Here is a 26,001-nt window from a genome sequence, read left to right on the forward strand (position 1 = left end):
CATCATAGCATATTATCCCTGCAATTCGCGGGTCTTCTTCATCCGCCGATAGATCAGTTCGGCGGTATCCGCTGTGGTGTCAGTTGCAGCATCCGATTCGGCGCGGGCCACGACCTGCGCATGCAGCGGCGATTTCGAGCAGACCGGGTCGGTCGCGCGGGCATCGCCGGCAATCGCCATCGCCTGACAGCGGCATCCGCCGAAATCCAGTGTCTTGCGATCGCAACTGCGGCAGGGTTCGGGCATCCATTCCGTGCCGCGAAAGGCGTTGAAGGATTCGGAAAGATGCCAGATATCGGAGAGTGGGCGATCACGGGCATTCTCGAACCGCATCCATGTGATCGAACCTGCCGCGTGACAGGGCAGAACAGTGCCGTCGGGGCCGACATTCAGTCCGGTCGAGCCCCAGCCGCCCATGCAGGCCTTGGGATAGACGGCATGGTGATCGGCGGGAACGTAATCGATCACCAGTCTGCCGCGCAATCTTGTGCGGGCGTCATTGACGACCTGCCGGGCAAAAGCCGCCTGCTCGCGCGTGGGCATCAGGGCCTTGCGGTTCAGATCGGCCCAGCCGTGGAACTGCACGGTCGCAACCTCGATCCGCCTTGCGCCAAGGGTTTCGGCCAGGGCGATCATATCGGGCAGGCGCTCCATGTTCTGGCGATGGACAACGGCGTTGATGGTCAGAGGAAAGCCGATCTCGGCCACCCATCCGGCGAAACCCATCTTCTTGTCCCACGAGCCGGGATGACCGCTGATCCGGTCGGCCATGTCGGGGCGGATGCCTTGCAGCGAAAGCTGAACGTGATCGACCCCGGCCTGATCCAGCTCTTCCAGACGCGCCCGGGTGATGCCGATCCCCGAGGTGATGAGATTGACGTAAAGTCCCGCATCCCGCGCCGATGCGACGATCTGCGCCAGATCGCGCCGTGCGCCGGGCTCGCCACCCGAGATATGGACCTGAAGCACCCCCAGATCCGCGGCTTCGCGGAAAATGCGCGCCCAGTCCTCGGCGGGCATTTCCTGAGCCGCACGGGTCAGTTCAACCGGGTTCGAGCAATAGGGGCAGGCCAGCGGACAGCGATGCGTGATCTCGGCCAGCATCGCCATCGGCAGGCCGGGCGTGACCGGATTGCCGTCAAGATCGCGGGGTTGGGTGGGAAGGTCCTTCATGGCGAATCCTTAGGGGAGCTTCGGATCGTGATGGAAATGGTCGCGTATCGCGTCCTGCGATGGCCGGGGGATTTTGCATCCCCCGGACCCCCGGCAAGGTATTTGGGCAAAGAAGAAGAGCAGGGGGCCGGGCGGGCATGGCCGGGTTGCGGTCGTCCGGCGATATGTTCCGGAGGTCATGGATGATCCTCCGCGTCGATTTCGAAAGGTTTCAGGAAGACCATGCGCCGCTCGATCAGCCCGGTCAGGAAGTCGCGGATATCGCCGGCGATCTGTTCGGGCGGCGCATTATAGCGTGCGGCGAGGTCGCCGGTGATGGCGGCCATGCTTCGCTGTCCGTCCAGTTCCGACAGGATCGCGTCCCCGATGGCATCCAGTTGCATGGCGCGTTCCGGCGCTTGCAGCACGCGGATGCCACGCACCCGATCCTGTTGCAGGCGCACGCCACGCGGCAGATAGGGGATGTCGTCGGGGCGGATCAGCGGTTCCATTACAGCAGGCCTTCTCCGGGCTGCCATGCGCCGGGCGGGATATTGTCCTGCACATAGGCATGCCAAAGCGCGTCAAGCTGCGCCCAGAGGACATCGGTCTTGAAGATCAGGGCGCGCGCTGCAGCGTCCTGTTTTTCCAGCGTATCGGCATGGGTCAGCACGTAATCAAGGCCGAATGCGACATCCTCGGGCGCTTCGGTCAGGCGTTTCTTGAAATAGGCAAGGCTGCGGTCATCGGCGAAATCGTAATGCGCCAGCAGGCCCTCGATCCGCTGGGCGTGGATTTTCGGGGCGAAAAGCTCGGTCAGGCTGGCGGCAACCGCATCCAGCAAGGGCATGTCGCGAACGAAACGGACATAGGCGTCGACGGCGAAACGGGTGGCGGGCAGGATACCCGTGCCGCCGGCGACGTAATCCGGATCCAGACCTACGGCGCGGGCAAGGGCAAGCCAGCGGCGGATGCCGCCGCCTTCCTCGACCCCGCCATCGTGATCCTCGATCCGTTTGCGCCAGCGGCGGCGCAGAGCCGGATCGTCCACGCGCGACATGAAGGCGGCGTCCTTCATCGGGATGCGCGATTGATACATCCAGCGGTTGATAACCCAGGCCCGAACCTCGTCCGGGGAGCATTCGCCGCCATGCAGCCGGGCATGAAACGGATGGCGGTCGTGATAGCGTTCCGCCCCGATGGCACGCAGGCGCGCCTCGAATTCCTCGCGGGATTGCGGTTGATTGGGGACGTCTTTCACAGCGTGATCTCCATTCCGTCGCGGCCGATCTGCCAGCCCTGTGCCTCTGCCTCGGCCGCCTGCGGGCTTGCGGGATCGGTCAGAGGGTTCGAATTGTTCATATGCACGAAGACCCGCCGCCCGATATCCAGCCCCGACAGATCCCGGATCGTCTGCACGACCGGCATATGCCCCATGCGCCGCCCGGTTTTCTGGCCAAGCCCCATGCGGATCATCTCGTCATCCTCCCACAGGGTGCCGTCGAACATCAGCAGATCCGCACCGGCGATGCGGGATTTCAGCCAGTCCGGCATATCGGCGCAGCCGGGAATATAAAGGGCGCGCCGCCCCCCGGCCCTCAATTCGACCCCCACCGTGGTTTCTCCGACAAGGCCGGTCTCGACCACCTCGCCCTCCTGATACAGCGGCACCTTGCCGGGCACGGCGAAAAGCGTGGCGTCCAGACCGGGCGCAAGCCGGATATCCTGATCCAATGCGACCTCGCGGCGTGTGACCAGATCCGTGCGCAGGGCCGACAACATCGGGTTCGCCGCCAGCGCCTGATGAATGGCGGGGGTTGCAAGCAGGTCGAACGCCTGGCTTTCGCGCAGGGTCAGAAGCCCTGCCACATGGTCGATATCGCCATTCGTGACCAGCACCGAACGCAAAGGCATCTGCCGGGGTCCGGCGGGATGCAAGGCAGGCGTTGCGGCCAGTTGCATGCGAATATCCGGGGAGGCGTTCAGAATCGCCCAGTTCTGCCCGTCCGCGCTGACCGCGACCGAGCTTTGAGTCAGGGGCGGGATACGCCCATTACGTGCGGCATTGCAATTGTCACATCCGCAATTCCATTGCGGCAAGCCACCGCCCGCCGCTGCGCCCAGAATGATGATCTGCATATCGCGTCAGACGAAATCGGCCCTGCCCGAAGCACTCGGACAGGGCCGGTTTCTGTCTGCTCATCATGGATCAGAACAGTACAGGCTCATCCTCGGCCGGAGCGTACATGTTGATTTCCATGCCGCAGGCAATTTCCTTCAGGGTAGGTTTGGTCCATGCCATAAACGTTTCTCCTCAAGCAGTGCCGTGGAAATCACGACTGGATCTTATGGTAGATGAGAGGCAGCATGTGTCAACACGACGAAGGTCTGATGCCGATCTTTTTACTTTGAAAAGGTCATGCTTTTTACCGGGAAAGGCTCTGTTGGGAACATTCGGCAATGATTCATCTGATTTTAAGCGCCTGTCTTGCCGGATCTTCTGGTGATTGTGTGCCAATTCTCCTGCCTGAAGCGGAAAGCGCTGTCATGGCGGAATGCGAGTCGCAGGCGGAACGAGTCAGCCGGAACTGGCTGAAGCGACATCCGGACCTGCTGGAAGAACAGGTTTCATGCCAATCGGCTACTTCACTGCCTGCTTTGCCGCTGCGGGAACTGGCACCTGGTGTCCATGTCTATCTGGGCGAGTCGGTTCAGATGGAAGAATCCGCGAATGGCCGCATCGCCAATCTGGGCGTGGTGATCGGAGAGAAATCCGTCGCGGTGATCGATAGCGGGGTCTCGCGGCGGCAGGGGCAGGAATTATTTGCCGCGATCAGGCAATTGACCGATCTGCCGATCAGTCATGTGATCCTGACGCATATGCATCCCGATCATGTGCTTGGCACATCGGTTTTCAAGGAAGCGGGCGCCGAGATCGTCGGCCATGCCGCATTGCCGGCCGCGCTTGAGTATCGGGCGCAGACCTATCTGGACAATCTCGCCGAACTCTATCCGCCGCAGGAGGTGATCGGAACCGAGGTCATTCTGCCGGATCGACAGGTTGCGGATCGCGATATCATCGACCTTGGCGGCCGGGAATTGCTGCTGAAGGCCGAGGGTACCGCGCATACCGACAATGATCTGACGGTATTCGACAGCAAAACGGAAACATTTTTCAGCGGCGATCTGATCTTTCGCGACCTGACCCCGGTTGTCGATGGATCCCTGAATGGCTGGCTTGAATGGCTGGAGGCTGCGCCTGCGCCGATGCCGCGCCGGATCGTCCCGGGGCATGGAGAGGTTGCGGAAAGCTGGAAAATCGCTGTCACGCCGCAAACGGAATTTCTGACCATGCTCAGGGACTCCACCCGTGCAGCGATAGCTGATGGATTGCCCATGTCCGACGCGGTGCCAGTGATCGCGAAATCCATGCAAATAATTGAAAATAAATGGAATTCTTTTGAAGAAACTGCGGCGCGTGACGCGACGGCAGCCTATAAGGAACTGGAATGGGAGTGAGTTTTATTTGACAATTCCTTACGAGAAAGGACTGATAGCGATAACAATCAATCGTCGGAACATGTTTCCAGAAAGGTTCAGGGAGGATCTTATGAAAACTGTATTTTATGTTACCGCCGCCGCAATTGCCCTGGGTGCCGGAATGGCGCAGGCGCAGATGGTGATCGAACCGGGCAGCGATGATCGCATCAACTGGCAGAGTCTCGAAGATTTCAAGGCGGCTCATGGCGATCTGGATGGCCAGTCATTCACGGTTCTCGGCCCCTGGCTTGGGGTGGATCAGGACCTGTTCACCTCGCTTCTGCCCTATTTCGAAGAGGCGACCGGGGCGAAGGTGAATTATTCCGGCTCGGACAGTTTCGAGCAGCAGATCGTGATCGACAGCGAGGCAGGATCACCGCCGGATGTCGCGGTTTTCCCGCAACCCGGTCTGGCCGCCGATCTGGCGAAGAAAGGGCATCTCAGGCCGCTGGGCGAGGAAACGGCGCAATGGGTGCGCGATAATTATGCCGCCGGCGACAGTTGGGCAGATCTGGGCATTTATGCAGGCAAGGACGGGGAAGAGGCGATGTATGCCTTTCCCTTCAAGGCCGATGTGAAATCGCTGGTCTGGTATATTCCCGAGAATTTCGAAGATGCGGGATATGAGGTGCCCGAAACCTACGAGGATCTCAAGGCTCTGACCGAACAGATCGCGGCGGATGGCGAGACGCCGTGGTGTATCGGGCTTGGTGCGGGCGGCGCGACGGGCTGGCCCGCGACCGACTGGGTAGAGGATCTGATGCTGCGGACCGGCAGCCCCGAAGATTATCGGGCCTGGACCACCAACGACTTGCCGTTCAACGATCCCAAGGTCGTGGCGGCGATCGAGGAATTCGGCTGGTTCGCCAGAAATGACGATTTCGTCTCGGGCGGGGCTGCATCGGTTTCCTCGACGGATTTCCGCGACAGTCCCAAGGGCCTGTTCGAATTCCCGCCCGATTGCTACATGCATCATCAGGCCAGCTTCATCCCGTCCTTCTTCCCCGAAGGGATCGAAGTCGGGCTGGATGTGGATTTCTTCTATTTCCCGGCCCCTGCCGATGGCAGCGTTGGCAAGCCGGTGCTGGGCGGCGGCACAATGTTCTCGGTATTGTCGGACAATCCCGCGGCGCTTGCCTTCATCGAGTTTCTGAAAACCCCCGCCGCGCACGAGATCTGGATGGCTCAAAGCAGTTTCGTCACGCCCCATACCGGCGTGAACCCCGAGGCTTACGCGAATGATACGCAGCGTAGGATGGGGGAAATCCTGCTGGATGCCACGGTTTTCGGCTTTGACGGCTCCGATCTGATGCCCGGCTCGATCGGCGCGGGGGCGTTCTGGACCGGCATGGTCGATTTCGTCGGCGGCGCATCGGCGCAGGATGTGGCCGACCAGATTCAGGAGAAATGGGACTCGGTGAAGTAATGCGCGTCATGTCACATCCGATCAAAACCGCCGCTCTTCACTTCTTCACGCAAATATCCCGGGGGTTGCCGGCGGACAGCGCCCCCGGCCATCGCGGGACGCGGGCGGCCGTATTTCAGATCGGACGCGGCGTGCTCTGACATGTTTTTCGGGGGGGACTGAAAATGGAACTGTTCCTGATGGCCGCGGGCACCATCGCCATGGGCGTGCTGGGCTGCGTGGTCTGGTTCTGGGGCTCGAACCTCGTCCTTGACAGTATCTACCCGCCGCGCGGCAGGAATGCGGGCGACAATATCCGCAGGGCGAATATGATCCGTCCGTGGTTGTTCGTCGGTCCGGCGGTTCTGTTTCTGGGCGTTTATCTGGTCTATCCTGTCATCGACAGCTTCTGGCGCTCGCTTCATAATGCCGATGGCAGCCGCTTCGTGGGCGCCGGTAACTACCTTTGGGCATTGGGCGACGACAAGTTCCGGGAATCGATCTGGAACAATCTGTTATGGCTGCTGGTCGTGCCCGCCCTGTCCACGGTGTTCGGTCTGCTCGCGGCGCAGCTGACCGACAGGATCAGGTGGGGCAATATCGGCAAATCGCTGATCTTCATGCCCATGGCCATCAGCTTTGTCGGTGCGGGCGTGATCTGGAAGCTGATCTATGAATTTCGTGAATCGGGCGAAACCCAGATCGGCCTGCTGAACTGGATCGTCACCCGGCTTGGCGGAGAACCGCAAATCTGGCTGACACTGATTCCATGGAACAATTTCTTCCTGATGATCGTACTGGTCTGGATTCAGACCGGTTTCGCCATGGTCATCCTGTCGGCCGCGCTGCGCGGCATCCCCGAGGAAACCATCGAAGCGGCAATCCTTGACGGCGCCTCTCCGTGGCAGCTGTTCTTCAAGATCAAGGTGCCGCAGATCATGGGCAGCATCGCCGTTGTCTGGACCACGATCACCATCGTTGTGCTGAAGGTTTTCGACATCGTTTTCGTGATGACCAACGGGCAATGGGGCACGCAGGTTCTGGCGAATCTGATGTATGACTGGATGTTCCGCGGATCGCCGGATTACGGCCGCGGCTCGGCGATTGCCATCGTGCTGATGATTGTGGTCACGCCGATCATGGTCTGGAATATCTACAATGCCCGCAAGGAGGCCGGCTGATGGAGGGAATGGCCGGAAAGAAATCCTCGCTGACATGGGCGGTCCATATCTCTGCCTTTCTGCTGGTGGTGTTATGGACGATCCCCACTCTGGGACTGTTCGTCTCTTCCTTTCGCGACCGCGACCAGATCTCGTCAAGCGGCTGGTGGGCGTCGTTTTCGGCTTCCGAGCAGACCGGATATGCCCGTACCGGAACCGATGACGACGCGCGGCAGGTCGACGGCCTGTATGTGATCGAAGGTTCGGTGACAGAGGGCGATCAGAAATTGTCGGCATGGGGGACGGGTGCGCGCGAGCCGGGCAAATACCAGCCGGGAGAAACGGTCGAGATCGAGGATGGGTGGCAACTGACGGTAAGCGAGGATGGCAGCTACCGGCTGACATCGGAAAAGCCGTTCGGGATGCGGCGGGGCGAGCGGATCTTTACCACGACCGCGGTGCCGCCCGATTTCACGATCGGGAACTATCATCGCGTGCTGACCGCCGAAGGGCTGGGCCGCGCCTTCATGAACACGCTGACCGTCACGATCCCGGCCACGGTGATCCCGATCCTGATCGCGGCTTTCGCGGCCTATGCGCTTGCATGGATGCGTTTCCCGGGTCGCGCCCTGCTGACGGCGGGGGTGGTCGGTCTGCTGGTCGTGCCCTTGCAGGTGTCGCTGATCCCGCTGCTGCAGATGCATAACGCCATCGGCATCGGCAAGGGATATATGGGCATCTGGCTGGCGCATACGGCTTTCGGCCTGCCGCTGGCGGTCTATCTGCTGCGCAATTACATGATCGGCTTGCCGCGAGAGGTGATCGAGTCGGCCCGCGTCGATGGCGCGAGCGATTTCCAGATCTTCCGGCGCATCGTCCTGCCGCTGTCCTTTCCCGCATTGGCGAGCTTTGCGATTTTTCAGTTCCTCTGGGTCTGGAACGACCTTCTGGTCGCCACGGTGTTTCTTGGCAATACACGGGAACAATTGGTCATGACCGGCGTTCTCCGCGAATTGATGGGGTCGAAAGGGGGCGAGTGGGAGATTCTCGCGACCTCGGCCTTCATCTCGATCGCGGTTCCGCTGATCGTGTTCTTTTCAATGCAACGATATCTGGTTCGCGGCCTGCTGGCCGGTTCCGTCAAAGGTGGCTAAATGACCGAAAATACTGCAAACTGGTGGAAAGGCGGGATCATTTATCAGATTTACCCGCGCAGTTTTCAGGACACGACCGGGGATGGCGTGGGGGATCTTGCGGGAATCGCGCGGCGGCTGCCCTATGTCGCCTCGCTGGGGGTGGACGCGGTCTGGATCTCACCCTTCTTCACATCGCCGATGAAGGATTTCGGGTATGATGTCAGCGATTATCGCGGTATCGATCCGATCTTCGGCAGCATGGAGGATTTCGACCGGCTGATCGAACGCGCGCATGAGCTTGGTCTGAAGGTCATGATCGATCTGGTGATGTCGCACAGCTCGGATCGGCACCCGTGGTTCGCGGAAAGCCGTGCCAGCCGCGATAACCCGAAAGCCAGCTGGTATGTCTGGTCTGATCCCAAGCCGGACGGAACGCCTCCGAACAACTGGCTGTCGATCTTTGGCGGCAGCGCCTGGCAATGGGACGCGCGGCGCGAACAATATTACCTGCATAATTTCCTGACCTCCCAGCCGGACCTGAATTTCCATAATCGCGAGGTTCAGGATGCGCTTCTGGAGATGACCGAATTCTGGCTGCAAAAGGGCGTTGACGGGTTCCGGCTGGACACGGTCAACTTCTATTTCCATGACGCGCAATTGCGCGATAATCCTCCGCTTTTGCCAGCGGATCGCAAGGCGGATACCGCGCCTGCGGTGAACCCCTACAATCATCAAAGCCATAAATACGACAAGTCGCAGCCCGAAAATCTGGCATTTCTGGAGCGGTTCAATACGCTTCTGAAACGCTATGGCGCGGTGTCCGTCGGCGAGATCGGCGATAGCGAGCGGGCGCTTGAACTGCTCGAGGAATATACGGGCGCGCCGCAGGGCATGGAAAGCAAACGGGTGGACATGTCCTATGTGTTCGACTTTCTGTCGGGTCATGATCTGACCGCGCAGCGGATCGCGGATGTTTTCGCGCAATTGCAGAAAATCGCACCGAATTCCTGGCCGTGCTGGGCCCTGTCGAACCATGACGTGATGCGCCATGTGACACGCTGGAATCTGCCCGAGCAGGCGGCAAAGGCCTATTGCACCGTGCTGATCTGCCTGCGCGGCTCGGTCTGTCTGTATCAGGGTGAAGAGCTTGGCCTGCCCGAAGCGGAATTGCAGTTCGAGGAGCTGCGCGATCCTTATGGCATCGAGTTCTGGCCCGAATTCAAGGGGCGCGACGGCTGCCGCACGCCGATGGTCTGGGATATGGGCGTGAATGGCGGCTTTTCGACAAGCCAGCCCTGGCTGCCCGTTCCACATGTGCATTTGCAGCGCGCTGTTGTCGGGCAAGAGGCGGATGCGCAATCCGTGCTGCATCATTACCGCTGGGCCATCGGGCTGCGGCGCGAGCATTCTGCGCTGAGGCTGGGTCAGATGAGCGATATTACCGCCAATGGTCCGCTCTTGTCGTTCCGTCGCCATGACGATGCGCAAACGCTGCATATCCGCGCCAATCTGTCCGATGAAGAGGCGGGCGGGCTGGAGCCGTGGCAGGTTCAGATTATCGAAGGTTGACAGGGAAGGGGCTGACCGTGGCCGATTTGAAACTGACTGATGTCGCGAAATCCTATGGCGAGGTCCAGGTTCTGAGCAATATCGACCTTTCCATCAGGTCGGGAGAGTTCATCGTGTTCGTCGGCCCTTCGGGCTGTGGGAAATCCACGCTTTTGCGGATGATCGCGGGGCTGGAGCAGATCACCGGCGGCTCGCTGGATATCGATGGCGTGCGGGTCAACGATATTCCGCCCAGCCAGCGCGGGATCGCCATGGTGTTCCAGTCATATGCGCTTTACCCGCATATGACGGTGCGCGACAATATGGCTTTCGCTCTGAAAATCGCCGGCAAAAGCAAGGCAGAGATCCGCGAGGCGACCGATCGCACGGGCAGGATGCTGCAACTGACGCCCTATCTCGACCGTCTTCCCAAGGCGCTGTCGGGCGGTCAGCGTCAGCGGGTGGCGATCGGGCGGGCGCTTGTGCGCGATCCCAAGGTTTACCTGTTCGACGAACCTCTGTCGAATCTCGACGCCGCCCTGCGCGTGGCGACCCGGATCGAGATTGCGCAGCTAAAGGCCTCGATGCCCGACCGGACGATGATCTATGTGACCCATGATCAGACCGAGGCCATGACGCTGGCCGACCGGATCGTGGTGCTGGCGGGCGGCGGTATCGCGCAGATCGGGGCGCCGCTGGAACTGTATGAACGTCCGGTGAACGAATTCGTCGCCCAATTCATCGGTTCGCCCGCGATGAACCTGCTGCCGGGTAAGGTGACCGCCGTGGGCGAGGTGACCACTGTCGCGCTGGACGGCGGAGGGCAGGCGCAACTTGCGGTTCCGACAGGGGCGGAGGATGAAGGTCTGGCCGTCAATCTTGGCATTCGCCCCGAGGATATGTTCGAGACCGACGGTCCGGCGATATTCGAGGGCCGCGTGGATCTGACCGAGGCGCTGGGCGAGGTGACATTGCTTTATTTCGGAACCGGACAGGATGCGCCGCCGGTGATCGCGAAACTGCCGGGGATCCATGCCGGGCTGTCGGGGCAGATGGTGCGCCTTGCCGCGAGACCCGACGCGATGCATCTGTTTCATGACGGCCGGTCGCTTTTGTATCGCTGACGCGCCTGCGCATGACGACAGGCCTGCGCGATATGCGTCAAGATTTATGCGAGTAGCCGGTCCTCTGCGCGCGGGATGCCCGATGCCGGTCGCCGGCAGGTCTCTTGAACCAGTGGCACGATCCGCCGGCGACCCCCCGAGGTATTTGCCGCAAAGAAGATGTGCAAGTGAAGCCAGGCGCGGCGGTTGTTCCGGCGGTTTTCACGGGCTGTTTCCCCGGCCGCGCAAGGGGCGGGTGTCCGCTGTCCGGCTGAATGAAAAACGCCGCCCCGAAGGACGGCGTTTCATATGGATCATGTCGGTGTGGTTCAGAAGCCCAGACCAGCATATTTCGATTTGAACTTCGACACGCGTCCGCCGGTATCCATCAGGCGGGTCGAGCCGCCGGTCCATGCGGGATGCGAGGTCGGGTCGATGTCAAGCGTCATGGTCTCACCCTCGGCGCCCCAGGTCGAGCGGGTCTGATAGGTGGTGCCGTCGTTCATCTTGACTTCGATCATGTGATAATCGGGATGGATGTCTTTTTTCATCGGGAGACCTCGTTCAAGCGTTCGCTTCAGCGCCCGATTTGGGCTTGTAATTGGTTTTTTCGACGATACGGGCCGATTTGCCGCGACGGTCGCGCAGGTAATACAGCTTGGCGCGGCGGACTTTACCGCGGCGGACGACCGTGATCGCATCGATATTGGTCGAGTAAAGCGGGAAGACACGCTCCACGCCTTCGCCGAAGCTGATCTTGCGGACGGTGAAGCTGGCGCCGATGCCGTCGCCGCCCTTGCGAGAGATGCAGACGCCTTCGAAGTTCTGCACGCGGGTGCGGGTGCCTTCGGTCACCTTGTAGCCGACGCGCACGGTGTCGCCGGCCTTGAAATCCGGGATGGTCTTGCCAAGCTCTGCGATCTGCTCGGCTTCGAGTTGGGCGATCAGGTTCATCGCATTAATCCTTTTCATGCTCGCGGTAGTCCCGCGATTGGTCTGATGCGCCCGAGAGCTGTCGGTCCTTTGTCGGGTCCATGCCGCCGGGGTTTTCCCCTTCGGTCCATGCCCGCCACAGGTCGGGGCGGCGTTCCTTGGTCAGCCTTTCGGCCTCGGCTGCCCTCCATGCGGAAATGGCCGCATGATTTCCCGACAGCAGAACCGGCGGGATCTCGCGGCCTTCCCATTGGGCGGGCTTCGTGTACTGAGGATGCTCCAGAAGACCCCGATTGCCGATGGAAAAGGATTCCTCGGCCAGCGAATCCTGATTCCCCAGCACGCGCGGTATAAGCCGAACCGTCGCGTCGATCAAGACCTGTGCGGCGATTTCGCCCCCGGTCAGGACATAATCGCCGATACTGACCTCTTCGACGTCATAAGCGTCCAGCACGCGCTGGTCCACCCCCTCGAAACGACCGCAGATCAGCGTGACCCCTGGACCCTGCGCCAGTTCGCGCGCGCGGGACTGAGTAAAGGGGCGCCCGCGCGGCGACATATAGATGATGGGTGCGGCATTCCCGGCCTCTTGCAGGGCGGCGCTCAGGACATCGGGGCGGATCACCATGCCCGCGCCGCCCCCAGCCGGGGTGTCGTCGACATTGCGATGCCTGCCGATGCCGAATTCGCGCAGATGGACACTGCGAAGGTTCCACAGCCCCTCGGCCAGCGCGCGGCCCGTCAGGGACAGGCCGAGGATGCCGGGAAAGGCTTCGGGGAACAGGGTGACGACAGTCGCGGTCCAGGCGCCCCTGACCTGCGGTTCGGCCATCAGTTCGCGCGGGCGCAGGCTGGGCCTGACGGACAGGCGGCCATGCGATTTAGGCGCCCCGCTCATTCGTCCGAGCCGGGCGGATCGGCGATGATCCGGCCCGCTTTCAGATCGACAGTCGGAACGATTTCGCGGGTGAAAGGCAGCAATAACAGCTCGCGGCCCGCCACTTCAAGAATGTCACCCGCGCCATGATCGAAGATCGCCCGAACCCGGCCAAGCGTCTGTCCGCCGGTATCGAATACCTCCAGCCCGATCAGATCGGCATGGTAGAATTCGTCATCCGGCAATGAGGGCAGGGCGTCGCGCGGTGCCCAAAGGGTGGTGCCGCGCAGGGCTTCGGCGTCTTCGCGGGTGGATATCCCGGACAATCTTGCGCCCATCCCGTTCTTGACGGGGCGGGTCAGTTTGACGGTGAAACTGCGGGTGCCATCCTCGGTCGTCAGAGGGCCATATCCGGCGATGTCCTGCGGTTGCGAGCAGAAGCTTTTCAGCCGCACTTCGCCTCGGACCCCGAAGGCTCCGGCAATGGCTCCGACGCAGACTTTATCGGTCATGGGCTACCCCCTGTCGCAGAAACCCGCCTTGCTCCAGCTGCCGCCATGATCAAGGCAGCGATCCTTCTGATATGACCGCTCGGCCAGCATTCCCGCAAGAAAAGCCAGCGCGAGCAGGGCCGCTAGGCGAAACAGCCGGAACATAACGCTTCTGCACAATCAGACCCACGCGGGACAGCATGGGCCTGATCATACGATCATTCTTCCGCGGCGGCTTCTTCGGCCGGGGCGTCGGCTGCTGCGGCTTTTTCTGCACGGGCAGCGGCGCGATCCTGGGCTTTCTTGCCGGGTTCGGCCTTTTTCATGTTCTTGCGCTCGGTCTTTTCCTTTTTGCCTGCGGCTTCGAGGAAGCGGGCGACGCGGTCGGTCGGTTGGGCGCCCTGATCCAGCCAGTGCTGTACGCGCTCCATGTCCATCTTCACGCGCTCTTCGCTGTCTTTGGGCAGAAGCGGGTTATAGGTGCCCAGCTTTTCAAGAAAGCGGCCGTCACGCGGTTTGCGGGTATCGGCGGCGACGATGGCGTAATGGGGGCGCTTTTTCGAGCCGCCACGGGCCAGACGGATTTTGACTGCCATTGGTTTTCTCCTTGTGAAATGGCGTATCGGACGCGGTTCGCGCGCCCGTCAGGGTTGCAGTTGTTCGTGATGCCGGATCACTTCGGCGATCACGAAATTCAGGAATTTGCGCGCGAATTCCGGGTCGAGATCGGCCTCACGCGCGAGGCGTTCCAGCCGCTCGATCTGTTGCGCCTCGCGCGCGGGATCGGACGGCGGAAGATCGTGTTCGGCCTTGAGACGGCCGACGGATTGGGTGTGACTGAACCGCTCGGCCAGGGTGTAGACGAGGATGGCATCCAGCCGGTCGATGCTGGCGCGATGCTCTTTCAGCAATTCGGCGGCGCGGGTGACTGGATCGGTCATGCGCTGGCTCCTGTGGCGGGCTCGGGCGCGGGGGGCGTTTGTCCCCGTCGCCGGATGGCTCCCGAAGCACGGGCATGCCAATCTGCGCCCTCGGAAGGTATTTGGACAAAGAAGAAGGGCATCAGCTTGCCTCCCTTGGATGGCGGTAGACGAGGCAGGGCTGGCCGAGAACCTCGCCCTCGCGCTCGATGGTGGCGCCAAGCCGTTCCGCGAGGCGGCGCGAGCGGGTGTTTTCAGGGACGATGAACGAGATCGGGGCGGTGATGCCGAAATGCGTTCCGGCGGCGCTGCGGGCGGCGAGGGCGGCCTCGTAGGCGATGCCCCTGCCTTCGAAGCCGTCATAGACATGCCAGCCGAGTTCGGGTTCCGGCCAGCCTTCGGGATTCAGGATGCCGACACGCCCGGCGGGCTGACGGGTTGCCTTTTCCTCGATCGTCCACATTCCGAAGCCCAGCAATATCCAATGCCCGAAGCCCGAGGAAAAGCCGCGCCATGCCTGCGCGCGATCAAGGGGGCCGCCGACGAATTGTGCGCGCCCGGATGTGAGGAAGGCGGCATGCGCCTCGAAATCCGCCATACGCGGTTCACGCAGGATCAGGCGCCCGGTCTCGATAACCGGGATCTCGGCGGAAATCAGGGTCATGACGACGACACCCGGAAACCGTTCGCAAGGGCATTTCCGCCATCGCGTTCAAAAGGGTGCGGTCTGGGCAAACTGATCGGTTGAGGCTGCATTGCGGTCACTTCTTGGGAAACAATCCGCTGAACCCGCCGGGCAATCCGGCCTTGCCAAGCTGGCCGCCAAGGCCCTTGGGATCCTGCAGCATCTTCGTGGCCTCGGCCATTTTCGCCGGATCGGCATTGGCCATGTCGGGCAGTCCGCCACCACGACCGGTCATGGCGCGCATGGCCTGTTTCATCATGCCGCCCTTGCCCATCTTGCCCATCTTCTTCATCGTGTCGGCCATCTGGCGCTGCATCTTCAGCAGCCGGTTCAGTTCCGCCACGTCCAGCCCGGCACCCGTCGCGATACGCTTCTTGCGGCTGGCCTGAAGAAGGGCCGGATTGGCGCGCTCTTTTTTGGTCATCGAGCTGATCAGGGCGATCTGGCGGCGCACGGCGGTGTCGTCCATCCCCGCGGCCTCGGCCTGTTTGGCCATTTTCTGCATGCCGGGCATCATGCCCATGATCGACTGCATGCCGCCCATCTTCTGCATCTGCTCAAGCTGGCCCTTCAGGTCGTTCATGTTGAACAGACCCTTCTGAAAGCGCTTCATCATGCGCTCGGCCTGTTCGACCTCCAGCACTTCCTGGGCCTTTTCGACAAGCGTGACGATATCGCCCATGCCGAGGATGCGGCCCGCGATGCGCTGCGCGTCGAAGCTTTCCAGCGCGTCCATCTTTTCGCCAAGACCCACGAAGCGGATCGGCTTGCCGGTGATCTGGCGCATGGACAGTGCCGCGCCGCCGCGCCCGTCGCCATCCATCCGGGTCAGGATCACGCCCGAGACGCCGACCTTGCCGTCGAATTCGGTGGCGACATTCACCGCGTCCTGACCGGTGAGGCCATCGACGACCAGCAGGGTCTCGCGCGGCTGGGCGATGTCGCGCACGGCCTGCACCTCGTCCATCAGCACCTGGTCGATATGCAACCGGCCGGCCGTGTCGAGGATGAAGACGTCATAGCCGCCAAGCGATGCCTGCTGTTTGGCGCGTTTGGCGATCTGGGTCGCGGATTCGCCCTTGACGATGGGCAGGGTATCGACGCCGATCTGCTGACCCAGCACGGCCAGCTGTTCCATCGCGGCCGGGCGGTTGGTGTCGAGGCTGGCCATCAGAACGCGCTTCTTCTCGCGCTCTTGCAGGCGGCGGGCCAGTTTCGCGGTCGTGGTGGTTTTACCCGAACCCTGCAGGCCCACCATCAGAATGGGCGCGGGCGGATTGTCGATGCGCAGGGCCTCGGGCTCGTCCTCGCCCTGCAGGACCTTGATCAACTCGTCATGGACGATCTTGACGACCTGCTGGCCGGGCGTCACGGATTTCGTGACGGCGGAACCGGTGGCCTTTGCGGTGACGGCCTTGACGAAGCTTCGGGCCACGGGCAGCGAGACATCGGCTTCCAGCAGCGCCACGCGCACCTCGCGCATGGCGGTCCTGACATCGTCTTCGGACAGCGCACCTTGCTTGGTCAGCCGGTCGAAGACGCCGCCAAGCCGGTCGGACAGGTTCTCGAACATCGCGGGCCTCCTGCGGTTCATCGATGGCCCCGGAAGGCCGGTTCAAAGCACGAATGCCCCCGTGGGCGCAACGCGCTGACGGGGGGCGATCCCCGCGGCAAACGGGGACCGGAAGGGCAAACCTTCCGGGAATTCGCTGTCTGATATGCGAAAACCGGAGACGAGTCAACAAATGCACTTTGCGGCCCGGATCATATTGACGACCGTTATTCCTACCGGGCAAGTGTAGCGCGTGGATACTTAGTAATCAGGGAAGCCATAATGCCAATCACAGTATTTCGTTCACGTGTTAATGAGGAAACCCGTCCGGCATATGTCGAAACCGGTAAGAAGATGGCCGAGATTGGCCAGAAAATGCCGGGATTTGTATCATTCAAGCAATTCCATGCGACCGATGGCGAGCATGTAACCATTGTCGAGTTCGACACCGATGAGCATCAGCAGGCCTGGGCAAATCATCCCGAACATCTCGAGGCCAGAAGACATGGTCGCGAAGCGTGGTTCGACGAATATGACATTGCCGTTTGCGAAGTCATCCGGCGGTATAAGAAACCGTAGACCGAACCTGTCCGATACATTCACATAACAACGCGAAAGCAGGTTTTGTGATCGGAACCTGCTTTCGTCGGCTTGACGCTGCCGCCACGAAGAAGCCGGGGGAGCTTTTGACCATGAAGTTGCCAGACGATCCGCCCGGGAGACAACGTTTGGGCCGAAATGAAGCCCCGATCGCCGCGATCGGGAATAATCCGGTCATGAAAAAGGAGCCGCGACAGGCGCGGCCCCGTAATTCAGCACGCAAGCAGGTGATTTTCAGGCGGCGAGGTTGTCCAGCGCCTCTTGTGCCCGCGCCAGCCCGGCATCGCGGTCCATGGCCAGACGGTCGGCAACGACGAATTCCACATCGGTGATGCCGTTGAAGCCCAGGATGTGGCGCAGATAACCCGAGGCGAAGTCAAGCTCGGACCCTTTCGGCGTACCTGCCGCGCTATAGACGATGATGGCGCGTTTGCCCTTCAGCAGACCTTCCGGCCCCGCTTCGGAATAGCGGAAGGTGATGCCCGCGCGGGTGATCTGGTCTATCCAGTTCTTTACCTGGGCGGTGATGCCGAAATTGTAGATCGGCGAGGCAAGGACCAGCACATCGGCATCCTGCAGCTCTTTCAGATAGGCGTCCGAGGCGTCGATACGTTTCTGTTGTTCGGCCGTCGGATTCTCGGGGGCAAGGCGGACGCCGCGATACCATTCCGTATCGATGGCCGGAACACCCTCGTTCAGGTCGCGATAGGTCACCGTGGCGCCGGGATTTTTCGATGTCAGCCTGGCCACGATATCGGCGGTCAGTTTGCGGGAAACCGAATCTTCGCCCGTGACGGCGCTGTCGATATGAAGAATATGCATCTGTTTCGTTCCTTCGGATTTGTTCTTGGCTGACAGATATATCTTTGCAAACCCGAACAAAATGGCGATAAATGCGCAGTCTCTGTGCGAGGATGCACATGAATATCGAAAGCTGGGACGATATCCGCACGGCATTGGCCGTGGCCCGTACCGGAACGGTCAGCGGTGCCGCGGAAATGCTTGGCGTGCATCATGCGACGGTGATCCGCCGCGTGGATGCGTTGGAGGCGCAGCTGGGCACGCGGTTGTTCCAGCGTCACGCACGCGGCTATGCCATGACCGAGGCGGGGCAGTTACTGCTGCGCATGGGTGGCGAGGCGGATGAGCGTATCGCGCAGATGGCTTCGCGGATTGCCGGGGCCGGAGACCGGATCGAGGGCGAGCTGGTCGTGACCTCGCTGCCCGATCTGGCGGATGAGGTGATGCCACACCTGATGCGGTTGCTGAAACGTCACCCCGGATTGCGGCTTCGCTATATGACCGATGCAAGGATGTTTCGGCTGGCGGTGGGCGAAGCCCATCTTGCGATCCGCGCCGGGGCGCGGCCGACGCAACCGGATTATGTAGTCCGTCCTTTGCTGGCGATGCGCCCGGTCCTGTATGCCGCGCCTGCGTATCTGGATAATTATGGTCCCGTCGGAGAGGATCTGGCCGCCCATCGCTTCGCTATGCCCCTGCCAGGAGCGGATGGGCAGCGGGCGCCATTCATGCGCTGGCTGGAAGAGCGGGTTCCGGCTGCCAATTTCGTATTTGTCAGTAATGACGGTGATGCGCTTGCCGCGATCGTGCAGGGAGGCGAGGCGCTTGGCGTTCTGCCCGACTTCCGGGCGGGGGGGCTGGCCAGGGTCATGAGCCTGCCGGAATGGGAATCGCCCCTTTGGCTGGTCACGCATGTCGATATGCATCGTGCCCCCAAGGTACAGGCGGCACTTGAAGCTCTGCGGGAAGAGATGCCAAAAGGCACCGGCCGGGATTGACACGGGCCGCGCGGGTCCGTCGGGCTGGCTGACGACAGGAGATATGATGCTGGTAGATCCGAATGCTCCGTTCTTCCGGCCCTTGTGGGTGCGGATCCTCTGCGTGGTGCTGCCGCTGATCTGGGCCGGGGTAGAGCTGGCGAATGACAACCCGTTCTGGGCAATCCTGTTCGCGGCGGCGGGGCTTTATCTGGGATTCGAGCTGTTCATCCGTCGGAACGACAAGTAACCACCCGGGTTTCCTTTCTGCGGGCCGTGATCGCAGGAACTGCCGTCTATGGGTCGCTTGCGCCCAGCCAGATACCGTCAGAGATCAGGCCAGCGGTGACCTCCCGCAATGATTGACTGGTGAGAGAGGCCGCTTGCGACAGGATCCGGGTCGGATGGCGAGCCAGATAGGCGCCGCGCCAGATAGGTTGATCGGAAAAGGGCAGCGCCTGCAAAAGCCCGCTGCGGGATGCTTCGGCAACTGCGTGGACGGGCAGGATCGAGCAGCCGAAACCGTCCTGAACCAGCCGCTTGATGCAATTGTAGCTGTCCACCTCGATTGCCGGGCTGGCGGCAAGGCCGTTGTCCAGCAGATGCTGTTCGATCATGCGGCGCAGCCCGTGGGATGAACTGGGAAGGATCAGCGGCATATCGGCCAGCGCAGCCAGTGTGACAGGCGCAGGAGGCGTGACCTTTGGCGGCAGCAGGATCACCAGTTCCTCCCGCAGCAGTGGTGTCAGCCGGATATGTTTGCGATTCCCCGTTCCATATAGAACTCCCAGATCGATTCTTCCCTCTTCCAGCCATTCGCCGACGAATCCGCTCATGGCCTCGGCGACGATCAGCTTGATGCCGGGATGACGTTTGTGCAGATGCGCGATCAGGGGAACCGAAAGGATGTCGCTGATGGTTCCCGGAAGCCCGATCCTGACGGTCCCGCCCGGTTCGCTGCCGATCTGGCGCATGTCCTCGTGCATCTGATCGAATTCCGCCAGCAGCCGCCTTGCGCGTTCGATCAGGCGCAAACCGGCCTCGGTCGGCGTGACGCCACCGGAATGGCGCAGCAGAAGCCGCGTGCCCAGCGCCTCTTCCATCTTGCGCACATGCAGGGACAGTGCGGGCTGGGCGACATGCAGCCGCTCGGCCGCGCGCGAGAACGAGCCCTCGTCGGTAATCGCCACGAAGTAGCGCAACTGCCTGATATCCATGGCGGAACCTTGATATACCGTTTTTATATGGACTTAAGATATAATATATATTTGCATTATAATGGGGATCACGCCAGTCATGAGCGCGATCTGGTGAGGATTGACATGCAAACTATTGGATATGACAGATTTCAGGATATCCGCGACGCGGTTCGCGCGCTTTGTGCGGAATTTCCCGACGAATATCACCGCAAGATCGACGAACAGCGGGGCTATCCCGAGGAATTCGTCGAGGCATTGACGCGCGCGGGCTGGATGGCGGCGCTTATCCCCGAGGAATATGGCGGCTCGGGCCTTGGCCTGACCGAGGCGACGGTCATCATGGAGGAAATCAACCGGGCCGGGGGCAATTCGGGTGCCTGTCACGGCCAGATGTACAATATGAACACGTTGATCCGTCATGGCTCGGCGGAGCAGCGGCAGACATATCTGCCCCGGATCGCCACCGGCGAATTACGCCTGCAAAGCATGGGCGTGACGGAACCGACCACCGGCACCGATACGACAAAGATCAAGACCACCGCCATCAGGAAGGGCGACCGTTATGTGATCAACGGTCAGAAGGTCTGGATCAGCCGCGTACAGCATTCGGATCTGATGATCCTTCTGGCGCGGACGACCCCGCTGGCCGAGGTGAAGAAGAAATCCGAAGGGCTTTCGATCTTTATCGTCGATATCAGGGAGGCGATGAAATCCGGCATGACCGTCCGCCCGATCCCGAATATGGTGAACCACGAAACGAACGAGTTGTTCTTCGACAACCTTGAAATCCCCGCCGGGAATCTGATCGGGGAAGAGGGGCAGGGGTTCAAATACATCCTGACCGGGTTGAATGCCGAACGCACGCTGATCGCGGCGGAATGTATCGGAGATGGTTACTGGTTCATCGACCGGGTGACGAAATATGTCAGCGAGCGTAATGTCTTCGGTCGTCCCATCGGCCAGAATCAGGGCGTGCAATTCCCGATCGCCGAAAGTTTCATCGAGGTCGAGGCCGCCAATCTCATGCGTTACGAGGCGGCACGGCTTTACGATGCGCATCAGCCCTGCGGGGCGCAGGCGAATATGGCCAAATATCTGGCCGCCAAGGCAAGCTGGGAGGCCGCGAATGCCTGCCTGCAATTCCACGGCGGCTTCGGTTTCGCCTGCGAATACGATGTCGAGCGGAAATTCCGCGAAACCCGCCTGTATCAGGTTGCGCCGATCTCGACCAATCTGATCCTGTCCTATGTCGCCGAGCATGTGCTTGGCCTGCCAAGGTCGTTCTGATGCTGCCGCTTGAAGGTCTGACCGTCATCGCGATCGAACAGGCGGTCGCCGCGCCCTTCACGAGTTCGCGTCTGGCGGATGCCGGGGCGCGGGTAATCAAGATCGAGCGGCCCGAGGGCGATTTCGCCCGCGGTTACGACGATGTGGCGCAGGGCCAGTCCAGCTATTTCATCTGGCTGAATCGTGGCAAGGAATCGCTGGTGCTGGATTTGCGCTCGGCAGAGGGCAAAGCCGAATTGGCGCGGTTGCTGGAAGATGCGGATGTGCTGGTGCAGAACCTCAAGCGGGGCGCATTGGCGCGTCTGGGATTCGGCCCGGAACGGCTGGCGCGGGATTATCCGCGCCTGATCACCTGTTCCATCACCGGCTATGGCGAGGAAGGCCCGATGGCCGACCGCAAGGCTTATGATCTGCTGATACAGGCCGAATCCGGGCTTTGCTCGATCACCGGCGGTCCGGATGGGCCCGCGCGCGTGGGGATATCCATCGTCGATATCGCCACCGGGGCAAGCGCCCATGCCGCCATATTGGAGGCTCTGATCCGGCGGGGGATCACGGGCAGGGGCGGGCATATCTCGGTGTCGATGTTTGACGTGATGGCCGACTGGCTGACCGTGCCGCTGCTGATGCACGAAGGCGGGAAACCACCCCGGCGGATCGGCATGGCCCATCCGTCTATCGCGCCCTACGGGGTTTTCCTGACCCGGGACGGTCAGGCGGTCCTGATCTCGGTGCAAAGCGACCGGGAATGGCGCAAGCTGGCCGAAATCTTTCTGGACAGGCCGGATCTGGCCACCGATCCGCGTTTCGCCAACAATGTCGCCCGTGTTGCCAACCGTGCCGAAACCGATGCAATCGTGGGCGAAGGCTTTGCAAGGCGAGACATGGAAGACGCCGTGGAGGCATCGCTGAAGGCCGATCTGGCCCTTGCCGTGGTCAATGACATGGCGGGGCTGTCCGCCCATCCGCATCTGCGCCGGATCACCGTCGAGACACCGAACGGGCCGGTTTCGATCCCTGCGCCCGCGGCGATCTTCGATGGCGAGCCCCGGCGCTATGGCCCGGTTCCCGCGCTGTCCGACGGAAAGAGCAGGACATGACCGATATCGACCATCTGCGCCAATGGATCGGCCGGGAAGAGGTCAGGTCCGAATTGCTGACACCCGCCATCGCGGAACGGTTCAACGCCACATTCGGGCTTGCGGGCGGCACGCAAGACGGTGATATCGCGCCGCTGCTGATCCACCTTTGCCTTGCCCCGGCGGTGGTTTCCACACAGGAGCTTGGCCCGGACGGGCATCCGGCGCGGGGCGGTTTCCTGCCCCCGGTGCCCTTGCCCCGGCGGATGTGGGCGGGCGGCGCATTCACCTTCCATGACGATATCCGCATCGGCGAAACCGTCACACAACATTCCGAGATTCGCGATGTCTCGCTGAAACAGGGGCGCAGCGGCCTCTTATGCTTCGTCGTCGTCCGGCACCGGATCGAAAGCGACGGGCGGCTGGTGCTGACCGAGCGGCAGGATATCGTCTATCGCGATGCCGACAGTCCCGGCGCGACCAAGAAGGCGCTGCCTCCGGCCCCGGATGGCGCGCATCGCATCGAGATCGTGCCATCTGCTCCGCTGTTGTTCCGCTATTCGGCGCTTACCTTCAACGGTCACCGGATCCATTATGACGCGCCCTATACCCGCGAGGAGGAAGGTTATCCGGGCCTGATCGTCCATGGCCCGATGCAGGCGACGATGCTGGCGCAGCTTGCCGCGGATATCATGGGCCGCCGTCCCGAACGCTTCGAGTTCCGCAGCCTGTCGCCGCTGTTCGACAACGCGAATTTCACACTGAACGCGACCGAAGAGGAGGGGCGGCTGACGCTGTGGACCAGCTATGCCGATGGCCCGGTCGCGATGACGGCGCAGGCAGAGTGAAGACGGGGCGATCGCGCCGGATTACCGACCGCCCAATTCCGAAAAACAGCGAATTCACCGCTGCTTCTTCTTTGTCCAAATACCTCTGGGGTGCCTGCGGGTCGCGCCACCGGTCCAAGAGACCTGTTGGCGACGGGCAGCGCCTCCGGCTATCGCGGGACGCGGACCAATGACGTTTGGCTGACAAAGGACCGTCTGGTCCGGATAAACCCGAAACGCCTTATTGCGCCGGTTCAAGCCTTGTCACGCCGACAGCGGCAGCGCGGGCCAGCCCGGGGTCAAGCGACATGCCGATATATTCGCCGCGCCGCCATAATTCGGCCAGATCGTCATAATGGCTTGAAAACGGGTGGCCGCTTTGGCCGGTCGAGATAATGAAAACCGAACTGTCCGGATCGGCCAGATCGTAAACGCCGCGATAGCCCGCTCCGTTGATCGCCTGATAGGGATTGTTCCCGCTGCCAAGCAGGCCGCTGCGCGCAAGGGTGTATTCGCCGCCCGAAACCGCCTGCGTCAGGTTCATGATCCAGCCCAGCCCCGAGATGCCGCCCAATGCCGGATGGTTCTGGCGCACATAATGCACGTCGCCCCATCGCCAGCTTGCGACCTCGGGGCCGAAACGCTCCGTCAGGTCCAGAATGGCCCGGTCCAGCGATTGCCGGGCGATGGTGGTGCAATCCTCGTCAGGGGCGCTTTGAACGATATTGCACCAGCGCGACGCGCCATTGCGGTTCCGGAATACCGCCTCGATAAAGGCGGGATGAAGCTGGGTGATATCCTCCGCGGGCGGGCCCAACTCGTCCTGAATCAGGCGTTTCTGCAACTCGCGCATCCATGCGGCATAGATCAGCGGTTCGGGCAGATGCTCGCTCATTCCGCCATCCCATTCGGCCAGCAGGTTCAGGGCATCCTGTCGCTGACGCTCTGGCGAGCCGGCTTCGGTGGGTTCGCCGCTGAACCAGAGATTGGCCCCGACAAGGGGTAGCAAGGCCCGCGCCGCGGGGCTGACGACATCAAGCTGGGTGGCGATGAAACTATCGCGCGAATGGACCTCGCGGTCCATCAGCAGATAGGCAAGCCGTCTCCGCCGCAGCCCGTCCGGCCCCTCTTCCGTCGCCAGCACCATGCCGGGCGCAAGCTGTCCCTGATCGGCTTCGTCGGCAATGGATGAAATCCCCGTCCACCGTGCTTCGGGAAGCCAGCCGGGGCTGGGCATCATGCCGCCCGTGGGGTGACCGTCGGGGCGCATGGGCCGGGCGCCTGCGATGATCTGCGTGACGCCGCCCTTATCCGCGAGCGTCGCCGACAAAGCCGGAGCGACCGTCATTTCCATTGCCTTCGCTGCCGTTTCGCGGCTGTCCGAGCGCATCAGGCCGATCAGGGCCGACATGGTCCGATCCTCGCGCGAAAGCCCGGTCCAGCTCAGCGAAGCGACATGTCCGGACGGAATCACATCGTCCAGACCGGGATCGATGCCGGGAACAAGGGGGCCGTTTTCGGTTTCGCGCAGGGTGATTCTTTGGCTCTGACCGTCCAGTACCCTGATCACCGCGCTGTCGGTCTTGAACTGGGTCCATCCTCTCAGGCCCAGATAGCGATCCGAGGCGCCGGGCTGGACTTCCTCGATGTGAATATCGGCATCATCGACGGCTGCGGGAGTCAGCCCCCATGCCAGATCCTGATTCCTGCCGGACCAGATCGCGGGAATTCCCGGAATGGTCGCCCCGATCGCGCCGCCCGATGTCAGTTCCAGCCGTGCCAGATAGAACAGGCCGGGCACGGTCAGCGGCGTCTGCGGGTCATTGGCCAGCAACGAGCCATCCGCCGCCGTCCGGTCGCTTGACGCCGCAAAGCCATTCGCGCCAAGGCCGATCCCCGGATGCAGGAACCCGCGCAGATCCGGATATGCGTTTTCGGGAAGGCTGCGCCGGGGCGGGGCCATTCTGGCGCCCGGAAACAACGAGGCATATGGCGCCGGAACGGGATCATTCGGCGAAAGGAACGCGGGTCCCTGTTCGGGCCATGCCAGCGACAGCCGGGCGCGCAGGACTTCGTCGCCCACCGCGCGGCTGCTGCTTGCGGCAAGCAGCTTGAGGATGGCCAGCGAATCGGCGGGCTGCCAATAGGTGATCTGATCGGGAAACAGGAAGAATTCGGGCGCGCCCTTGCCCATGGCGTTTTCGTTGACCTGCCTGATCCATTCGTTGATCCCGGCGGAATAGGCCTCGAGCGCGGCGAGGGTTTCGCTGTCTTGCGCCGCGACCGACGCCTCGGCGCGTTCCTGCAGCCCCAGCCGCCGGGCCAGATTGTCCAGCGGAAAGGCCGTCGCGCCATAAATCTCGGATAACCGCCCCTGTGCGGCGCGGCGCAAGACGGTCAACTGGAACAGCCGGTCCTGCGCATGGGCCACGCCCAGCGCGAAAAAGACATCCTCGTCCGTTTCCCCGAAGATATGCGGCACATTCTCGGTCGAGCGGACGATTTCGACCGGCGCGGAAATGCCCGCCATCTCATAGCTGCCATTGTAATCCGGCAGCGAGCGCACGGCGAAATACCAGATCAGCACCGCCCCCGCCACCAGCAGCAGAATCAATGTCACTGTCAGCCAGAGAAGCCAGCGGAAAAGTTTCAGCATCAGAAGGGATGTTCCATGAATGGCGATCCGTCAGCTTGGCCTTGGCGTTTCTTTGGCGCTTGACCCTGATGCG

29 protein-coding genes are annotated in these 26,001 nt (G+C 61.8%); 12 read left to right on the forward strand and 17 right to left on the reverse strand.

Annotated features, from left to right (window positions below; translation table 11 throughout):
- Window positions 1-12: 12 nt before the first annotated feature.
- The 5 genes from pqqE to pqqA all read right to left on the reverse strand — a co-directional run bounded on the left by pqqE (window position 13) and on the right by pqqA (window position 3,454).
- Window positions 13-1,173, reverse strand: coding sequence for a pyrroloquinoline quinone biosynthesis protein PqqE (gene pqqE, locus D3P04_RS20325; RefSeq protein ID WP_119751703.1), 1,161 nt, complete (start codon window positions 1,171-1,173; stop codon window positions 13-15).
- 176 nt (window positions 1,174-1,349) lie between these two features.
- The gene (pqqD, locus tag D3P04_RS20330; protein ID WP_119751704.1) at window positions 1,350-1,664 is read right to left on the reverse strand and encodes a pyrroloquinoline quinone biosynthesis peptide chaperone PqqD; all 315 of its coding nucleotides are present in this window, start codon (window positions 1,662-1,664) and stop codon (window positions 1,350-1,352) included.
- Entirely contained in the window at window positions 1,664-2,413 is a 750-nt protein-coding gene (pqqC, locus tag D3P04_RS20335; protein ID WP_119751705.1) for a pyrroloquinoline-quinone synthase PqqC, read from the reverse strand. The genes pqqD and pqqC overlap by 1 nt, the downstream gene beginning before the upstream one ends.
- Window positions 2,410-3,291, reverse strand: a complete 882-nt coding sequence (pqqB, locus tag D3P04_RS20340; RefSeq protein ID WP_119751706.1) for a pyrroloquinoline quinone biosynthesis protein PqqB — start codon at window positions 3,289-3,291, stop codon at window positions 2,410-2,412. Before pqqB ends, pqqC begins: the two co-directional genes overlap by 4 nt.
- Window positions 3,292-3,361: 70 nt before the next feature.
- On the reverse strand, window positions 3,362-3,454 hold the full coding sequence (pqqA, locus tag D3P04_RS20345; RefSeq protein ID WP_076522366.1) for a pyrroloquinoline quinone precursor peptide PqqA: 93 nt from the start codon (window positions 3,452-3,454) through the stop codon (window positions 3,362-3,364).
- A gap of 245 nt (window positions 3,455-3,699) precedes the next feature.
- Here pqqA and D3P04_RS20350 point away from each other — a divergent pair, with 245 nt between their 5' ends.
- From D3P04_RS20350 to D3P04_RS20375, 6 genes are all read left to right on the forward strand, one after another.
- Window positions 3,700-4,671 (forward strand): quinoprotein relay system zinc metallohydrolase 2, encoded by a 972-nt coding sequence (locus D3P04_RS20350; protein WP_232845105.1) that lies wholly within the window; start codon window positions 3,700-3,702, stop codon window positions 4,669-4,671.
- 91 nt (window positions 4,672-4,762) lie between these two features.
- Entirely contained in the window at window positions 4,763-6,118 is a 1,356-nt protein-coding gene (locus tag D3P04_RS20355) for an ABC transporter substrate-binding protein (protein WP_119751708.1), read from the forward strand.
- Window positions 6,119-6,282: 164 nt separating this feature from the next.
- Window positions 6,283-7,278, forward strand: a complete 996-nt coding sequence (locus tag D3P04_RS20360; RefSeq protein ID WP_119751709.1) for a carbohydrate ABC transporter permease — start codon at window positions 6,283-6,285, stop codon at window positions 7,276-7,278.
- Window positions 7,278-8,411: a carbohydrate ABC transporter permease gene (locus tag D3P04_RS20365; protein ID WP_119751710.1), complete on the forward strand. Its 1,134-nt coding sequence runs from the start codon at window positions 7,278-7,280 to the stop codon at window positions 8,409-8,411. Before D3P04_RS20360 ends, D3P04_RS20365 begins: the two co-directional genes overlap by 1 nt.
- Complete coding sequence (locus tag D3P04_RS20370; protein WP_119751711.1) at window positions 8,412-9,962, forward strand: alpha-amylase family glycosyl hydrolase; 1,551 nt, start codon at window positions 8,412-8,414, stop codon at window positions 9,960-9,962.
- 17 nt (window positions 9,963-9,979) lie between these two features.
- On the forward strand, window positions 9,980-11,065 hold the full coding sequence (locus D3P04_RS20375) for an ABC transporter ATP-binding protein (protein ID WP_119751712.1): 1,086 nt from the start codon (window positions 9,980-9,982) through the stop codon (window positions 11,063-11,065).
- Between the two features lie 308 nt (window positions 11,066-11,373).
- Here D3P04_RS20375 and rpmE read toward each other — a convergent pair whose 3' ends face one another.
- The 9 genes from rpmE to ffh form a co-directional block, all read right to left on the reverse strand.
- The gene (gene rpmE / locus D3P04_RS20380) at window positions 11,374-11,595 is read right to left on the reverse strand and encodes a 50S ribosomal protein L31 (protein ID WP_119751713.1); all 222 of its coding nucleotides are present in this window, start codon (window positions 11,593-11,595) and stop codon (window positions 11,374-11,376) included.
- 13 nt (window positions 11,596-11,608) lie between these two features.
- Window positions 11,609-11,998, reverse strand: a complete 390-nt coding sequence (rplS, locus tag D3P04_RS20385) for a 50S ribosomal protein L19 (protein WP_119751714.1) — start codon at window positions 11,996-11,998, stop codon at window positions 11,609-11,611.
- 4 nt (window positions 11,999-12,002) lie between these two features.
- A complete protein-coding gene (gene trmD, locus D3P04_RS20390) occupies window positions 12,003-12,875 on the reverse strand; it encodes a tRNA (guanosine(37)-N1)-methyltransferase TrmD (RefSeq protein ID WP_119751715.1) in 873 nt (290 codons plus the stop codon).
- Window positions 12,872-13,366, reverse strand: coding sequence for a ribosome maturation factor RimM (rimM, locus tag D3P04_RS20395; RefSeq protein WP_119751716.1), 495 nt, complete (start codon window positions 13,364-13,366; stop codon window positions 12,872-12,874). Before rimM ends, trmD begins: the two co-directional genes overlap by 4 nt.
- Window positions 13,367-13,369: 3 nt before the next feature.
- Window positions 13,370-13,510: a hypothetical protein gene (locus D3P04_RS23480; protein WP_182912950.1), complete on the reverse strand. Its 141-nt coding sequence runs from the start codon at window positions 13,508-13,510 to the stop codon at window positions 13,370-13,372.
- A 53-nt stretch (window positions 13,511-13,563) separates the two neighbouring features.
- Window positions 13,564-13,941: a 30S ribosomal protein S16 gene (gene rpsP / locus D3P04_RS20400; RefSeq protein WP_119751717.1), complete on the reverse strand. Its 378-nt coding sequence runs from the start codon at window positions 13,939-13,941 to the stop codon at window positions 13,564-13,566.
- A gap of 48 nt (window positions 13,942-13,989) precedes the next feature.
- Entirely contained in the window at window positions 13,990-14,286 is a 297-nt protein-coding gene (locus tag D3P04_RS20405) for a chorismate mutase (protein ID WP_119751718.1), read from the reverse strand.
- Between the two features lie 121 nt (window positions 14,287-14,407).
- A complete protein-coding gene (locus tag D3P04_RS20410; protein WP_119751719.1) occupies window positions 14,408-14,929 on the reverse strand; it encodes a GNAT family N-acetyltransferase in 522 nt (173 codons plus the stop codon).
- 97 nt (window positions 14,930-15,026) lie between these two features.
- Window positions 15,027-16,523, reverse strand: a complete 1,497-nt coding sequence (gene ffh / locus D3P04_RS20415) for a signal recognition particle protein (protein WP_119751720.1) — start codon at window positions 16,521-16,523, stop codon at window positions 15,027-15,029.
- Between the two features lie 261 nt (window positions 16,524-16,784).
- Here ffh and D3P04_RS20420 point away from each other — a divergent pair, with 261 nt between their 5' ends.
- Window positions 16,785-17,081, forward strand: a complete 297-nt coding sequence (locus D3P04_RS20420; protein WP_119751721.1) for an antibiotic biosynthesis monooxygenase family protein — start codon at window positions 16,785-16,787, stop codon at window positions 17,079-17,081.
- Window positions 17,082-17,336: 255 nt separating this feature from the next.
- Here D3P04_RS20420 and D3P04_RS20425 read toward each other — a convergent pair whose 3' ends face one another.
- Window positions 17,337-17,924 (reverse strand): FMN-dependent NADH-azoreductase, encoded by a 588-nt coding sequence (locus D3P04_RS20425; protein WP_119751722.1) that lies wholly within the window; start codon window positions 17,922-17,924, stop codon window positions 17,337-17,339.
- 98 nt (window positions 17,925-18,022) lie between these two features.
- Between D3P04_RS20425 and D3P04_RS20430 the strand changes: the two genes are divergently transcribed.
- Together D3P04_RS20430 and D3P04_RS20435 are read left to right on the forward strand one after the other, a co-directional pair.
- A complete protein-coding gene (locus D3P04_RS20430) occupies window positions 18,023-18,901 on the forward strand; it encodes a LysR family transcriptional regulator (protein ID WP_119751723.1) in 879 nt (292 codons plus the stop codon).
- Between the two features lie 43 nt (window positions 18,902-18,944).
- On the forward strand, window positions 18,945-19,130 hold the full coding sequence (locus D3P04_RS20435) for a hypothetical protein (RefSeq protein WP_220475381.1): 186 nt from the start codon (window positions 18,945-18,947) through the stop codon (window positions 19,128-19,130).
- A 46-nt stretch (window positions 19,131-19,176) separates the two neighbouring features.
- On the opposite strand, the gene D3P04_RS20440 is transcribed toward D3P04_RS20435, so the two are convergent.
- Window positions 19,177-20,097: a LysR family transcriptional regulator gene (locus tag D3P04_RS20440; protein ID WP_119751724.1), complete on the reverse strand. Its 921-nt coding sequence runs from the start codon at window positions 20,095-20,097 to the stop codon at window positions 19,177-19,179.
- A 105-nt stretch (window positions 20,098-20,202) separates the two neighbouring features.
- Here D3P04_RS20440 and D3P04_RS20445 point away from each other — a divergent pair, with 105 nt between their 5' ends.
- Genes D3P04_RS20445 through D3P04_RS20455 form a run of 3 tightly spaced genes read left to right on the forward strand, consistent with a single transcriptional unit; the run spans window position 20,203 to window position 23,293 of the window.
- Window positions 20,203-21,366: an acyl-CoA dehydrogenase family protein gene (locus D3P04_RS20445; RefSeq protein ID WP_119751790.1), complete on the forward strand. Its 1,164-nt coding sequence runs from the start codon at window positions 20,203-20,205 to the stop codon at window positions 21,364-21,366.
- On the forward strand, window positions 21,366-22,466 hold the full coding sequence (locus D3P04_RS20450; RefSeq protein WP_119751725.1) for a CaiB/BaiF CoA transferase family protein: 1,101 nt from the start codon (window positions 21,366-21,368) through the stop codon (window positions 22,464-22,466). Before D3P04_RS20445 ends, D3P04_RS20450 begins: the two co-directional genes overlap by 1 nt.
- A complete protein-coding gene (locus tag D3P04_RS20455; protein WP_119751726.1) occupies window positions 22,463-23,293 on the forward strand; it encodes an FAS1-like dehydratase domain-containing protein in 831 nt (276 codons plus the stop codon). Before D3P04_RS20450 ends, D3P04_RS20455 begins: the two co-directional genes overlap by 4 nt.
- 220 nt (window positions 23,294-23,513) lie before the next feature.
- Here D3P04_RS20455 and D3P04_RS20460 read toward each other — a convergent pair whose 3' ends face one another.
- Window positions 23,514-25,928: a penicillin acylase family protein gene (locus tag D3P04_RS20460; RefSeq protein WP_119751727.1), complete on the reverse strand. Its 2,415-nt coding sequence runs from the start codon at window positions 25,926-25,928 to the stop codon at window positions 23,514-23,516.
- Window positions 25,929-26,001 lie beyond the last annotated feature (73 nt).

The sequence above is a fragment of the Paracoccus onubensis genome, assembly GCF_003591515.1.
GTDB classification, from domain to species: domain Bacteria; phylum Pseudomonadota; class Alphaproteobacteria; order Rhodobacterales; family Rhodobacteraceae; genus Paracoccus; species Paracoccus onubensis.